Below are 14,282 nucleotides of genomic sequence, written 5' to 3' on the forward strand. Positions count from 1 at the left end.
TTTGCCTCACGCGACAAATGCCGTTACCAGATTAACCAATGGATCAGTTTTTGACTATGTTTCCGCCTGCGATTTTTCACCGGCTAAATCGGGCAGAGAATCGTTCTCATCCTGCCGTCGGGTCGGTGAAGGATCGGCCGCAAAACCACGCAGGCCAACCACATGCACATGCTCGGTATTGTTGAATACTTTACGCACCAGCTTATAGGTTGTGCCTTTCTCCGGACTGATATTTTCCGGGGCGGCGATCACCAGCTGCATTTCCAGCCGTTCACACAGTTCAAATAGCGTGGCGATCGAACGCGCATCAAGACGGGCGGCTTCATCAAGGAACAGCAACCGGCATGGCGAGATGTCTTTACCGCGCAGACGGCGAGACTCCTCTTCCCAGCTCTGCACCACCATCACCAGAATCGACATCCCGGTACCGATCGCTTCACCGGTCGACAGCGCCCCACTTTCCGCACGCAGCCAGCCGTCAGAACCCCGGTTAACTTCAACTTCCATCTCAAGATAGTTGCGGTAGTCCAGCAGCTCTTCACCGATGGTCTGCGGCGTCCGCTGCCCCATGTCGATATGCGGATTAAGACGCTGATAAAGTTTCGCCAGCGCCTCTGAGAAGGTCAGACGGTTGCTGTTAAACAGATCCTGATGCTGTTCATGCTCTTCCGACAGCGTATCCAGCAGCATTGCATGGGTTTCACGCACGTTAACGTTGAGCCGGACACTGCGCACCTGACCAAAGCTCACGGTCTGCAGACCCTGGTTCAGCTGGCGGATACGGTTCTGCTCACGCTGAATGGTTTTGCGGATGATGTTGGCGGCGCTGCGTGAGCTGATAGCCAGCGTCTGTTCACGCGCCGTCAGCTCTTCCGTCAGGCGATTCAGCTCAATTTCCATCTGCTCAATCGCTTCAACCGGATCGTCAGTGCGAATAATATCCTGACGAATACGCTCGCGCAGATGCTGGTAAACCGCGATAAAGAACTGGATCTTGCGTTCCGGCCGTTTCGGATCTTCCGACAGACGCAGCACGTCACGCAGGTGTTCGTTATCCGCCACCGCCAGACGCAGCGCACCCAGCGCTTTATCCGACATAGAACGCAGCTCGTCACCGCTCAGATAGGCCAGTTCGCGACGATGCAGGCGACGTTCGACACCATTCTCTTTCACCAGCCGCAGCACCGTACACCAGCCCGCTTTGGCGCTGACCACCTGTTCACGCACCTGATGATAGTTGCGTTCCAGCTGGCGCAGTCGCTTCTGCAGGTTATCCATCTCCGCTTCACAGAAGGTCAGCTGTTTTTCCAGCTGATTACGCCGTGCACGGTTATGGCTCAGCGCCGTATAGAGCTCATCACGACGGACGCGCGCCCGCGCTTCGGCGCTGGCATCGGCGTGAACGCCGATATCCTGCATCTCCTGCTGCAACTCTTTCAGCATGTCGCGCTTGGCGTCATAGGCACTTTTCAGCGAGGCCAGCACCTGAGCATACTGCGTCAGCTGCGCCTGATGCTCGCGCAGACGCTCACGGCTGCGGCTACGTTCCGCCTCAGCCTGCTCCAGACGCTGACGCAGCTTGTCACTGAGATCGCTGTTGCCGTTAAGCATGCTGGACGAATCATCATAGCCAAAGTGCGCACGACGCTGCACTACTTCCGTCAGGGCAAAAGCCTGCTGGCGGGCGTTGCGCTGTTGCTGCTGCGCCTGCTGGTAATCGGCCTGCAGCTGCTCATGCTGTTCAGGATCGCTTTGTAATACGGCAATAATCGGTTCGAGTTTCGCCAGTTTCGCGCCGTGTTGATGCAGGAAGCGCGCCGCCTCCTGCGCCTCCTCAACCTGTTCACGGATCTCTTCACAGCGATCGGCCAGCGTCTCATCCAGCAGCAGGTTAACGCGCGGCAGCAGGCGGTTTAGCTGCGCTACGCCCTCTTTTGCCAGCTCAAACTGCTGACGCTGCTGCTGATTGTTGCTTTCGTGCTGGTTAAGTGCCCGCTCCAGCTCACCGCGACGTGCGCCCAGCTGGCGAATCTGTGCTTCCGGATCGGCATCAAACGCCACGGCGAGGTGACTGCCGATAAAGCGGCTGAATGACTGATGCAGACGCTGGGTTTTCTGAACGTCGAACGACAGCGTGGCATAGCGCTCGGCCAGACGATCGCGTTCGCTGTGCAGCAGCTCAAGCTGATTTTCTCGCGCAGCACGGCCAAACAGCGGGATTTTCGGGAAGCGGGAATAGCGCCACTGCCGCTCTGCAACCTTCACCACCACCGCATTCTGCAGTTCATCAACGCTGAATACGCTGTCATCAAACGACTGGGGATCGCCCTCGATCAGATAGAGATCTTCCGGACACTCTTCTAGCCCGTCGAGCTGCTCACGTACCAGCGACAGATCCGGCACCACAATCGCGTGACGTGACGGACCGTACAACGCCGAGAAGTAAGGTGCATCATCCAGCGTGACGTCATCATAAATTTCTGACAGCAGTACGCCGCCAAAACGTTCCGCCAGCTGGTTAAGGCGCGCATCTTCGGCACCGCCAGGCTGACTGAGACGTTCAATCTGCTGCTCGATATCACGTTTACGCGCCGCCACTTCGTCACGTTCAACGGTGGTTTCACGTTCCCGCTCCAGCAGCTGCTGCATATATTCGGTCACGTCCTGACTGCTGGCGAGCGCCTGGCCGGTCTGCTCACTCAGCTGCGTCAGAATTTCCTGCGCAGCCAGCCAGTGCGGCGCGCGGGCGGTCAGCGTGGCGATACGCTCGCGCAGCTGTTCCAGCTCCTGACGCATCATCATGCGCTGCTCACCGGCATCCGCCACGCTGCTGTTCAGCTGCTCAATCTGCGCTTCCAGCTCACGCTGCAAACCGTCCAGCGCATCAGCTTCATAATGCTGCCCCTGGCGTTTACAGAACTCCGCCAGCAAACGCTCAGCCTCATGCTGCTCGCGTAAACGCTGCTCCAGCTCACTGAGGCGCAGACGCAGCGAAGAGAGCTGTTCAGCGTGATGGCGCTGATTGCTGGCGTCGCGCAGCAGCGTCCGGCCGGTCTGCCATGCGTCCTGACGGGTCACGTCGCCGGCAATGCTGGTCACCAGCGCCAGCGCCTGTTCAAACTGACTGTGCGCCGCTTCCGCCACGCTCAGCTTCTGCTCAAGATTGAGTAACCGTTCGGTCGCCTCTTCCTCTTTGGCCTGGAAACTGGCCTGCCATTCCGCCGCGTTGTCGATGGTTAAGTCGGGCAACTGACAGAGTGAACGGGCGCGTTCCAGCGCCTGCAAGGCCTGCTGATACTGAATGGCGCGGGTTTGCTGCACGTCAAGCGCCTGCTGGAAGTCCGCCAGCTGGCTTTTCAGCTCATCGACTTCCAGTTCAGCCGCTTCGGCGCGCGCTTCATTCTCTTCCTGAATCTCACGCGCTTCCGCCACCACTTCGCTCTGCTCTTCCAGCCGCAGCGTCAGGTCTTCAATATCGGCGTCATAGCGCTCAATCTTTTCCTGCTGGCGCATCGCGGTCTGTACCAGATTCAGGTGATCGCTGGCCGCCTGATAATCCACTTCCAGGTCGTTTTCCGCTCCGCTGTGCTCAGCCAGTTCGCGCGCCATTTCAACGTGGCGATACTGTTCAGACGCCAGCTGTTTGCGGCTGCTGAACAGCTCATTACGCAGCTGTAAGGCGTTGTCGAGATGGACCCGTCGCTCGTTAGCGTGCCGCATGTAGTCGGCGGAGACGTAGCTTGTCGCTTCCGAAATCAGATGCTTAAACAGATCGCGATCTGACTGGGTGACGCGAATCGCTTCCAGCGTCATGCGGTTTTCGCGCAGCGCGGCTTCCATATCCTGGAAGGCTTTACGCACGCCGCTGTTTTCCGGCAGCAGATAGTCACGCAGCGAGCGGGTAATGGCGCTGGAGATACCGCCATACAGCGAGGCTTCAATCAGACGATAAAACTTGCTGCGATCGCTGGCGGAGCGCAGACGACGCGGCACCACACCGAGATCAAACAGCATGGCGTGATAATCGGTGACCGAGCTGTAGGCGCGGAACTGCACCCCTTCCTGTGCTTCAACCCGCTCTTTGACCTCGTTCAGCGGCAGCACGCGCGCCTGCCGGCTGTTGAGGACTTCGGTCAGCATGTCGGTGGGATTGGTGTCGGTCGGCAGGCCATGAATACTGAACGGCTTGATGTCGACTTTTTTATCCCGTCCGGCCACCTGTTGCAGCCGCACGCCAACCACCACACGCTGATGGCGCGAGTTAACCACGTCGAGCATGGAATAGCAGACGCCAGCCCGCAGCTTACCGTGCAGGCCTTTATCGCGTGAGCCCGAGGTCGCGCCGGCTTCGGTGGTGTTACGGAAGTGCAGCAGCGTCAAATCGGGGATCAGCGCGGTGACAAACGCTGCCATGGTGGTAGATTTACCCGCACCGTTGCCGCCTGACAGAGTGGTGACCAGTTCATCAAGATCAAAGGTGCGGGCAAAGAAGCCGTTCCAGTTGATCAGCGTAAGCGAACGAAATTTTCCGCGTTCAATCATGCCTGTTGTTCCTCTGCGTTCTCACTCGCATCGCTTTCCTGTTCGTCGCCTTCATCGGCGTCTGCCGTTGCGGTGGCGTTCTCCAGCAGCATCGCTTCGCCATCGCGGATCAGGCGCAGCTGCGCTTCACGGGCATCGTCACCGCTACGCACGTCAGCGCCGAAGCGGAATACCGATTCGGTGATACGGAATTTGCTGCTGTCGTTACCGAAGAACCACACCATCCCCAGGCGGCGCAGACGGCTCAGCGAGGCGCGCACTTTCTCCTGCAGTTTGGTGCGATCCAGATCTGAGCCGGTCGAACGCTGGTTAACCAGCTTCAGCAGCTTGCTTTCATCAGCCAGTGACAGCAGTTCGTCATACAACTCCTGCTGAGTGAAGATCCCTTCATTGGCCAGGCGTTCCGGGCTGAGGTAGAGATAGCAGAGGATTTTTCCCACCATCATGTCTAACTCAGAGAGCACCGAACGCGGGATCAGCGTGGTAGAGCGCGGACGCAGATAGAAAAAGCCCTCCGGCGCACGAATCAGCTCAACGTTATAGCGGCTGTAAAACTCTTCGAGAAACGCCTGGTAATCCATCAGAAAAGCGTGATTATCCAGCTCTTCAATACCGATGTGTCGTCCGGCGCGCAACTGGCTGTCGAGCGCGGGAAAGATCGGGTTTGCCAGTGCCTGTGCCAGCTTAACCGGCATCACTTGTTCAATATTTGTCGATGACATGTGCCTGCACCTTGGCTCCGTAATCATTGATGGCTTGCCATTCCACAGGCAAGCCGGCTAAATCAGCTTCCGCAACGCCAAGACGCACCGCCTGGTCGACCACAATCCGCGCCAGATCGAAATGACGGGCGCGAGGATACTGGGCCAGGTAGTCACGCATCACTGACGCGAGGTTGAGCGGTTTTTGTTGCGTTTTGTAGATCTGCAGCGCCTCTTCGATCATCGCTGCCAGCTGCTCGCGAATTTCGTTGAACTCTTCGTACTCCATCTCGGCCGGCAGTTCACCCATCACCTCGTCATTACGCAGCGTCAGCTCTTCATCGCGCATGTCATACAGGCGATCGGCGTTGGCGTAGGTCAGCGCCCAGGGCGCATCGAAGTAATTTTGCACCGAGACCCGCAGACGCTGAGCGAAAACGCGGTTTTTATCCATGTCGATGGCGGTACGGATAAACTTATGGACGTGGCGGTCGTAACCGATCCACAGGTCGATCGCCTGCTGGCCCCAGCTGGTGATACGGTCGAGTTTACTTTGCAGATCAAACACCAGCTTATCGACGAAGCCCAGATCCGGACTGTCGAGCGTCGCATCCTGAATCCGCAGCAGGTTCTCCTGCAGCTTGTCGCCCGCCGCCTCCAGCGTATCCTGCAGTTCACGCAGCGTACCGGAGGTTTCCGACAGCAGCATTTCACAGCTGGAGATCGCCGCGCGCCAGTCTTTATTCAGCAGCTCGGCGATATCATTTTTCACCGCCTGCTGCTGTTCATCCATCAGACGCTGCGTCATGTCGATGCTGTCGAATATCTCAGCCACCGAATATTTCAGCGGCGCAAAGACGTTGCGGTGCCAGTGAAATTCATCGCCGTTTTCCTGAGCCGCATCGGCAGCGCGCTTGAGCTCATTGGCAACGATAGAGAGCTGCATCGACAGGCGTAAGGTCGAAAATTCGCGCTGGCGGATGTAGTAGTCGGTAATGCCGATCGCCAGCGGGGTCAGACGATAGATGGCATTGCCTTCGGTCAGCTCGCTGGTAAAGCGGTTGAGCAGGCGCTGTCGCACCATATCGTTGATGGCGTTGTTGGCGCGAACCAACACGGTTTCGTGGGTTTGTTCGAAAGCCTTACTGACGTGACGGAAAGCATCAATCAGATCGCCTTCACTCATTTCGCCATCCATCCGCTCACCGTTAAGGGTGGCGATAGCCAGCAAAAAGGCCAGACGTTCTACTGGCAGCGCAAGAGAGAAGTCATTCTTGCGCGCCCAGGATACCAGTTCAGGTACCGTCTGGGAAAATTCACTCATAATTCGTCCTTCTGCCCGGGTTTGCGCGCAGTCACATGGATGTAGCGCCCTAAGCTCAAAAAGGGTTCCTGACGGCAGTAACGCCGCTCCATCTCAATAATTTCGTCGTCGCTTTTGGGCTCGCCTTTCGGCGGCTTCATGTAGTCGCTGAATACCCGGATGCCGGCGCGTTGTTCAATGACGAAGCCGCACGCTTCCAGCCAGCGGTAGACCTGATCGGGATCGCGCGGATAGTCAGGTGATAGCGTGCGCTTTTTACGCTTGGTCAGATTGGTGCGCAGATAGCCAAAATTGCCCAGCGTTAAGGTGCGTAGCGTCAGGCCGTGCAGGTTATAAAACATCAGCGACATGACGCCGCCCGGACGCAACAGATCAAATAGCGCCTGCAGCACCTTTTCCGGTTCAGCAACCCACTCAAGCACAGCGTGAAACAATACCAGATCCACCGGCTTATCCAAATGTTCACCCACCTGCTGGGCGCTAATTTGTTTGAATTGCATGTTGTGGCTCACACCCTGCGCTGCCGCATTTTCCTCTGCCCGGCGCAGCATTTCGCCTGAAAGATCACACAGCAGAACCTGATGGCCGCGCGCGGCCAGCCCGCTGGAGACCTGCCCCACGCCGCCGCCCGCATCCAGCACCGACAGCGGATGCGGTGACAGTCCGGGCAGGATAGTTTCCAGCTCATCCCACAGGATCGCCTGGCGCACTCGCCCTTTGGTGGTGCCGTATATATTTTGCGAAAATTTATCCGCGAGATCGTCAAAGTTACGATCCTGCATGGCATGTGCTCCGGTATGCTGCGGTGAGACTTGTGCTATTTTGTCACAGGCACCAGAAGAATGAACCTTTCATCCCCATCTTCCCTTCCGGCTGCTGTTTTTTCGGACAACAGGAGTCTTTTTAGATGCTTTTTACCCTGAAAAAAGTGATCGGCGGGCTGTTGCTGCCCCTGCCGTTTCTGCTTTTGCTGATGGCGCTCGGCATTTTATTGCTTTGGTTCACTGACTGGCAGAAAAGCGGCAAAATTTTGATCTCCGCCAGCTGGTTATTTCTGCTGCTGCTAAGCCTGCAGCCGCTGGCCGATCGGCTGCTGCTGCCGCTCGATAGCCGTTATCCGACCTGGAACGGCACGCAGCCGGTCGATAACATCGTGGTACTCGGCGGCGGCTACACCTTTAATCCGGACTGGGCGCCCAGCTCAAACCTGCTCAACAACAGCCTGCCACGCGTGGCGGAAGGGGTACGTCAGTGGCATCGCTATCCGCAGGCTACCCTGATTTTTACCGGCGCCGCGGGTGGCACCAATCCAAAGAGCAGCGCCTGGGTCGCCGCGCAGGTTGCCGAAAGTCTCGGCGTGCCGGCCGATCGCATTCAGATTCTCGATCAGCCGCGGGATACCGCTGACGAAGCACAGGCGGTGAAGAAGAAGATTGGTCAGCGCCCCTTTCTGCTGATCAGCTCAGCCAATCATCTGCCCCGCGCAATGCGTTTCTTCCAGGCGGCAGGATTGAATCCGATTGCTGCGCCGGCCAACCAGCTGGCGATCACCTCGCCGCTGAATGGCTGGGAGCGCGCCATTCCGTCCTCTATCTGGCTGAGTCACAGCGAGCGGGCAGTGTATGAAACACTGGGTACGGTATTGCAGCGACTGAAGGGAGACACAACGCGGTCATCCGAGCCAGGGGAGTAGCTGGGTGCGGGCATGATCAAAACGGGACCGGTCAAATTCGCCGGTCTGCACCAGCTGATCGATGCAGTCCCACAGCTGATAGAGCCACCGTCGCCAGACAAAGCCTTCTGCCACCGGGGCCCGCTGCAGGTAAGCGTGCAGCAGCGCGGTTTCGGCTGGCGAATCATCGAGATGAATCAGGTCATATTCCCGCGGTGCCCATAGAATCGGTCCAGGCTGGGTCATCGCCAGCAGCTGATCGCTGCGCGGATTTTTCAGCGTACTTTGCAGCCTGACATTACCGTGCACCATGACACAGGGATCGTTAAAGTCGCGGAACAGATGCGCTAACCGCGCCCGGCTGCGAAACAGAATCTGACGGTCGTCCAGCGTAAAGCCGGGCGGACGCAGATAGCTCAGGGTCGCCCATAGCACCTCAACCCGCTGCGCATACCAGGCGGGCCAGCGGTTTTCCTGCGTGCTGTCCACCGTACCGACCAGTCCATGACTGTCGAGCCGGTGCCAGGCCAGCAGCCCCTCCACCACCTGTTCGCAAAACTGTTGCCAGCGTTGTGCATCACGCGCCGGTGCTTCTGCCGGTACGCCATTGAGTCGCGCCAGCAGCAGCATTTCATGCACCGGCGGCTGCTGGCTCATCACCAGGCCAAATACCACCGGCACCGCAATCAGCCCGGCGTGGCCGAGTAACGCCAGTTTTTTGGCTTCCAGCGCGGCACGTCCCTGATGACGGAAATATTTCGCCATCACCGGCATCGGCTGTCCTTTATCGTCGTACAGCGCATAAATTCGGGCAGGCGGATGTTCGCTGATGATTTCGAGACGGCTGATGGGCTCGCCCAGCACCAGCGCCAGTTCGGTTTTGAGCTGTTCCATGGGGCATCCTCCTCAGATGAATAGCAGACTATCCTGAAGGGACTACAGATAAGAAGTTTAGCGACGGATCAACAAAACTGCGCAGTAACGGGGAGTCTCTCCCCGTTTTATCAGGCCTGCATTGCTGCGCGAACGCGCTGCAGGTCGTCCGGCGTATCAACGCCAACGCTGGGAATCGTTTTCGCCACCGCAACATGAATTTTCTCGCCGTACCACAGCACCCGCAACTGCTCAAGCAGCTCGATCTGCTCCAGCGGGCAAGGCGCCCAGGCGACATAGCGGCGAATAAAGCCCGCGCGATAAGCATAAATGCCGATGTGACGCAGCAGCGTGTCGCCAATCTGCTCGCGCGAGCTGGCATAACGTTCACGATCCCAGGGGATAGTGGCACGCGAAAAATAGAGCGCATGGCCATGCACGTCCATAACCACTTTCACCGCATTCGGATTAAACGCCTCTTCCGCATCGGTGATTGGCACCGCCAGCGTCGCCATTCCTGCCGTGGAACCGGCCAGATTGGTGGCGACCTGGCGCACGATCTCCGCCGGGATCATGGGCTCATCGCCCTGCACGTTGACGATGATCTCATCATCAGCAAACTGATATTTTTCAATCACCTCTGCCAGACGCTCGGTGCCGGACTGATGATCGGCGCGCGTCATGCAGACTTCACCGCCAGCGGCTTGCACCGCCTGTGCCACATCCGGATGATCGGTAGCGACGATGACCCGACTGGCGCCCGATTCACGGGCGCGCTCCATTACATGCACCACCATCGGCTTGCCGTGAATATCCACTAACGGCTTGCCTGGCAGGCGGGTTGACGCATAACGCGCAGGAATGATGGCGATGAAACTCATGGATGAATCTCTTCAACCGACAGCGTGCGCGCTTCATTCTCCAGTAATACCGGAATACCGTCACGCACCGGGAACGCCAGGCCATCCGGTTTGCAGATCAACTCCTGCTGCGCATTGTTGTAGTAAAGTTTGCCATTGCACACCGGGCAGGCAACGATTTCGAGTAAACGATGATCCATATGTCCTCCATCAGGGACCGAATGCGTAAGGGATAAAGCATACCATAGCCCAGCCCGGGCGGCAGGGCGTAAAACGTATCAGTGCATCACCGGTTGCCAGGCTGGGATTGCAGTGACCAGCTGGCCGGCCAGTGCTGCCGCAGAGCGGCGGGAACCTGCAGCAGAGAAACGGTTTCCGCGCCCTGCCAGGCTGCAAAACGCGTTATCGCCCGCCGGATATCTCCGGCAAATTGCAACGTGACCCGCGTCCGATCCTCCAGCCAGACATTTTTAATCTCCAGCTGTTTTGACTGGCGCACCATCCGGGCATCCAGTCGACCTTTTATCTCGCCACGATGCAGGATCGGCAATACGAAATAGCCAAATTTCCGTTTTGCCTCGGGCGTATAACACTCAATGCGGTAATCAAAGCTGAACAGCTCCAGCGCGCGTTTGCGATCCCAGACCACCGGATCGAACGGCGACAGCAGCGCGCTGTGGGTTGCCTGTAACGGGGATTCAAGCAACGGCAGCGAATCACGGTGCAGCCACATTTCGCCCAGCTCTTCGGTGGTCACCGCGATGACTTCTCCCGCGTCCTGCGCATCCGCCAGGAAGGCGCTCAGCGGCACCCGTTTCAGCCGGTAGTAGTCGGCCAGCCAGCTGGCGCGAAAGATGCCGAGACTGCGGGCACTGTTGAGTAACATTAAGCGGGTCGCTTCGGCTTCGCTGATGCTGTGCAGCGCATCCTGCCAGTCAGGCATTACCCGGCTGCGCAGATCGTATACCCGCTGAAAATTGCGGCGTTCGGCCACCATCAACTCACCGGCGCTGAACAGATTCTCCAGATGCCGCTTGTGCGGTTTCCATGCCCACCATCCCGGTTTATGGTTTTCGGCAGGCGCAAAATCGGCAGCCCGCACCGGACCGTTTTCGCGGATCTGCTGCAGCAATTCGGCGATCTCCTGCTGATGATCAGCTACCCACTGCGCGTTATATTTCCAGCCCAGCCGTTCCGGCGACAGCATGCGGTGCCGCAGCAGCCTGTAGTCGGCGCGTGGAATAAAGCAGGCTTCGTGTGCCCAGTATTCAAACACCTTACCCTCAGCCAGTGCCTGTTCCAGCCACGCCTGCGGATAGTCACCAAGGCGACTGAACAGCACCAGATAGGGGCTGCGGGCAACGACGTTAATGGTATCGATTTGCAGCAGCGACATGCGTGAGATGCAGTCAATCAGATCCTGATAGCGGGCGCGTTTTGCTGGCGGGCGCAGCAGGCCCTGCGCGGCGAGATGAAGGTGGCGTGCTTGTCGTAACGAAAGTGAATGCTGCGGGTTCATTCTCTTCCTTATTGATCGGGAAATTAATGTCCTGGCTGGCCGCTGCGGCACAGCTGTTCAATATCGGCCAGCAGCGGTGCTACGGCCTCTCCCTTCAGACTGGCATCGACCGGCAGATACCACCAGTTGGGCTGGGCAAAGTGGCGGCATTTTACCGCATCTTTTTCGGTCATCAGCAGTTGCTGTCCGGCCTGAGTCAGCCGCGCCAGCTCATCCTGACTGTAAGCGTGATGATCGGCAAACGCGATCTCGGCGACCGGCGTCAGCCCCTGCTGTTTCAGGGTGGTAAAGAAGCGCGGCGGGTGACCAATACCGGCCATGGCGACCACCGAATGAAGCTGGTCAGCCGGGCGGGTTTCGCCGGTCAGCAGATGGGTTGCCAGGCCTGGCTGAAGCTGCATCGCAATTTCACCGGGCTCCGCTTCTCCGCCGTTGACCACAATCGCATCAACCTGGCGCAGACGATCGGCGCGTTCACGCATCGGTCCGGCGGGTAGCCACCAGCCATTGCCAAAGCGACGGACACCATCCACCACCACAATTTCGCGATCGCGCTGCAATGCGTAATGTTGCAGGCCGTCATCAGTGATAATCACATCTAACGGCCCCTGATTCAGCAGCGCTTCAATTGCCCGCCGCCGTTCTGGTGCCACGGCCACGGGCGCACCGGTGCGCTGGGCAATCAGCACCGGCTCATCGCCGGCCTGTTCGGTAGCGGTCCGGGCGGTAACCAGCAGCGGATAATGTTCTGCTTTACCGCCGTAGCCACGCGACACCACACCCGCGCGCAGACCGCGCTGTTGCAATGCCTCGACCAGCCAGATCACCACCGGCGTTTTTCCATTACCGCCAGCCGTAAGATTGCCCACCACCACCACCGGCAGCGGCGCGCGCCAGCTTTTACGCCAGCCGCGCTGATAACTGTAACGAATCAGAGTGGCGATCGCCCCATACAGCAGGCTCAGTGGCCATAACAGCAGCCATAAGGGTGAGCGTCCACTCCAGATGCGCTCAATCATTGGCCGAATTGCATCTTATGCAGCTGGGCATAGGCCCCACGCTCCGCTAACAGCACCTGGTGCGTGCCGCGCTCAACAATCTGACCATCTTCAATCACCACGATTTCATCCGCTTTTTCGATGGTAGAGAGTCGGTGCGCAATCACCAGAGAGGTACGGTTCTTCTGCAGTTCGTCCAGCGCCGACTGAATGGCCCGCTCAGATTCGGTATCCAGCGCCGAGGTGGCTTCATCAAGGATCAGAATCGGGCAATCACGTAACAGAGCACGCGCAATCGCAATACGCTGACGCTGGCCGCCTGACAGCAGCACGCCGTTTTCGCCGATCACTGTATCCAGGCCCTTATCCATCTTATTGATGAAATCCATCGCATGCGCCATAGTCGCGGCCTTTTCGATCTCCGCGCGGCTGTACTGCTCGCTGCGGGCATAGGCGATATTATTAGCAATGGTGTCATTGAACAGATGAACATTCTGCGACACCAGGGCGACCTGGTTACGCAGCGAACGTAAGGTGTACTCACGCAAATCGAAACCATCCAGCAGAATTTCGCCCTGCTGAATATCGTAGAAGCGGGTCAGCAAACTAGCCATGGTCGACTTACCGGAGCCGGAACGCCCCACCAGTGCCACCGTTTTGCCTGCCGGCAGCGAGAGATTGATATTACGCAGCGCCGGAATATCACGACCCGGATAGGTAAAGGTGACGTTACGAAACTCAATATCGCCCTTCGCACGGGTGATTTCACGAGTACCGTTATCCACTTCCTGCTTGCTGTCCAGAATAGAGAACAGCGTCTGACAGGCTGCCATACCGCGCTGGAACTGGGCATTAACGTTAGTCAGTGACTTCAGTGGACGCATCAGCGCGATCATTGATGAGAAGACCACGGTAATAGTACCGGCGGTTAAGGTATCCATCACGCTCGGGAAGCTGGCAGCATAGAGTACAAAAGCCAGTGCCAGAGAGGCGATCAGCTGAATCACCGGATCGGAGATGGACGAGGCTGAAACCAGCTTCATACCCTGCTGACGCATGCGATTACTGACGCGGGCAAAGCGCTCAGACTCGATCTCCTGGCCGCCGAAAATCAGCACTTCTTTATGACCCTTCAGCATCTGTTCCGCGCTGGTCGTCACCTGGCCCATGGTGTTTTGCATGGTTTTACTGATGTTACGGAAACGCTTGGAGACGGTGCGGATCGCAAAGGAAACGATCGGTGCCAGTACAATCAGAATCAACGACAGCTGCCAGCTGTAGTAAAACATCATGATGAACAGGCCAATAATGGAGGCACCTTCACGTACCACCGTAACCAGCGCACCCGAAGAGGAAGACGCAACCTGCTCTGAATCGTAGGTGATACGTGACAACAGGGTGCCGGTCGACTGCTGGTCGAAGAATGAGACCGGCATGCCCATCATGTGGCTGAACAGCCGACGGCGGATAGTCATTACCACATTGCCAGAAACCCAGGAGATGCAGTAGCTGGAGATATAGCTGGTCACGCCGCGGATCAGCATCAGGCCGATAACCACTAGCGGCATCCACAGCATCACCGATTTATCGGCTTTACCAAAACCATCATCCAGTAACGGTTTCAACAGGGAGAGCATTAAGGCGTCGCCCGCAGCGTTAATAACCAGGGCAACGGACGCCACAATTAATCCCGCCTTGTTAGGCGCGATCATTGGCCAGAGTCGGCGGAATGTCTGCCACGTAGAGAGATCTTTATCTAGATGCATTATTTATTCACGCTGTTGGAAATAGCC

General features: G+C 57.8%; 11 protein-coding genes. 1 reads left to right on the forward strand and 10 read right to left on the reverse strand.

Features of this window, described 5'->3' with window-relative positions:
* Window positions 1-54: 54 nt before the first annotated feature.
* Genes mukB through cmoM form a run of 4 tightly spaced genes read right to left on the reverse strand, consistent with a single transcriptional unit; the run spans window position 55 to window position 7,349 of the window.
* Window positions 55-4,542 carry a chromosome partition protein MukB gene (gene mukB / locus LZU96_RS13150; RefSeq protein WP_233984720.1) on the reverse strand — a complete coding sequence of 1,496 codons (4,488 nt, stop codon included), beginning with the start codon at window positions 4,540-4,542 and terminating at the stop codon, window positions 55-57.
* The gene (gene mukE, locus LZU96_RS13155; protein ID WP_233984721.1) at window positions 4,539-5,264 is read right to left on the reverse strand and encodes a chromosome partition protein MukE; all 726 of its coding nucleotides are present in this window, start codon (window positions 5,262-5,264) and stop codon (window positions 4,539-4,541) included. Before mukE ends, mukB begins: the two co-directional genes overlap by 4 nt.
* Complete coding sequence (mukF, locus tag LZU96_RS13160; protein WP_233984722.1) at window positions 5,245-6,567, reverse strand: chromosome partition protein MukF; 1,323 nt, start codon at window positions 6,565-6,567, stop codon at window positions 5,245-5,247. The genes mukE and mukF overlap by 20 nt, the downstream gene beginning before the upstream one ends.
* Window positions 6,564-7,349 carry a tRNA uridine 5-oxyacetic acid(34) methyltransferase CmoM gene (gene cmoM, locus LZU96_RS13165; protein ID WP_233984723.1) on the reverse strand — a complete coding sequence of 262 codons (786 nt, stop codon included), beginning with the start codon at window positions 7,347-7,349 and terminating at the stop codon, window positions 6,564-6,566. The genes mukF and cmoM overlap by 4 nt, the downstream gene beginning before the upstream one ends.
* A 125-nt stretch (window positions 7,350-7,474) precedes the next feature.
* On the opposite strand from cmoM, the gene elyC reads away from it, so the two are divergent.
* Entirely contained in the window at window positions 7,475-8,260 is a 786-nt protein-coding gene (elyC, locus tag LZU96_RS13170; RefSeq protein WP_233984724.1) for an envelope biogenesis factor ElyC, read from the forward strand.
* On the opposite strand, the gene LZU96_RS13175 is transcribed toward elyC, so the two are convergent.
* The 6 genes from LZU96_RS13175 to msbA all read right to left on the reverse strand — a co-directional run bounded on the left by LZU96_RS13175 (window position 8,240) and on the right by msbA (window position 14,255).
* The gene (locus tag LZU96_RS13175; RefSeq protein WP_233984725.1) at window positions 8,240-9,133 is read right to left on the reverse strand and encodes a YcbJ family phosphotransferase; all 894 of its coding nucleotides are present in this window, start codon (window positions 9,131-9,133) and stop codon (window positions 8,240-8,242) included. The two genes, elyC and LZU96_RS13175, sit on opposite strands and share 21 nt — an antisense overlap.
* A 110-nt stretch (window positions 9,134-9,243) precedes the next feature.
* Window positions 9,244-9,993, reverse strand: a complete 750-nt coding sequence (gene kdsB / locus LZU96_RS13180) for a 3-deoxy-manno-octulosonate cytidylyltransferase (protein ID WP_233984726.1) — start codon at window positions 9,991-9,993, stop codon at window positions 9,244-9,246.
* Entirely contained in the window at window positions 9,990-10,172 is a 183-nt protein-coding gene (locus LZU96_RS13185) for a Trm112 family protein (protein ID WP_031376635.1), read from the reverse strand. The genes kdsB and LZU96_RS13185 overlap by 4 nt, the downstream gene beginning before the upstream one ends.
* Window positions 10,173-10,258: 86 nt before the next feature.
* Window positions 10,259-11,491 carry a winged helix-turn-helix domain-containing protein gene (locus tag LZU96_RS13190; RefSeq protein WP_233984727.1) on the reverse strand — a complete coding sequence of 411 codons (1,233 nt, stop codon included), beginning with the start codon at window positions 11,489-11,491 and terminating at the stop codon, window positions 10,259-10,261.
* A 23-nt stretch (window positions 11,492-11,514) separates the two neighbouring features.
* Window positions 11,515-12,510 (reverse strand): tetraacyldisaccharide 4'-kinase, encoded by a 996-nt coding sequence (gene lpxK / locus LZU96_RS13195; RefSeq protein WP_233984728.1) that lies wholly within the window; start codon window positions 12,508-12,510, stop codon window positions 11,515-11,517.
* Window positions 12,507-14,255, reverse strand: coding sequence for a lipid A ABC transporter ATP-binding protein/permease MsbA (gene msbA, locus LZU96_RS13200; protein WP_233984729.1), 1,749 nt, complete (start codon window positions 14,253-14,255; stop codon window positions 12,507-12,509). The genes lpxK and msbA overlap by 4 nt, the downstream gene beginning before the upstream one ends.
* Window positions 14,256-14,282: the final 27 nt, after the last annotated feature.

The sequence above is a fragment of the Pantoea agglomerans genome (assembly GCF_021397715.1).
Classification (GTDB): domain Bacteria; phylum Pseudomonadota; class Gammaproteobacteria; order Enterobacterales; family Enterobacteriaceae; genus Pantoea; species Pantoea astica.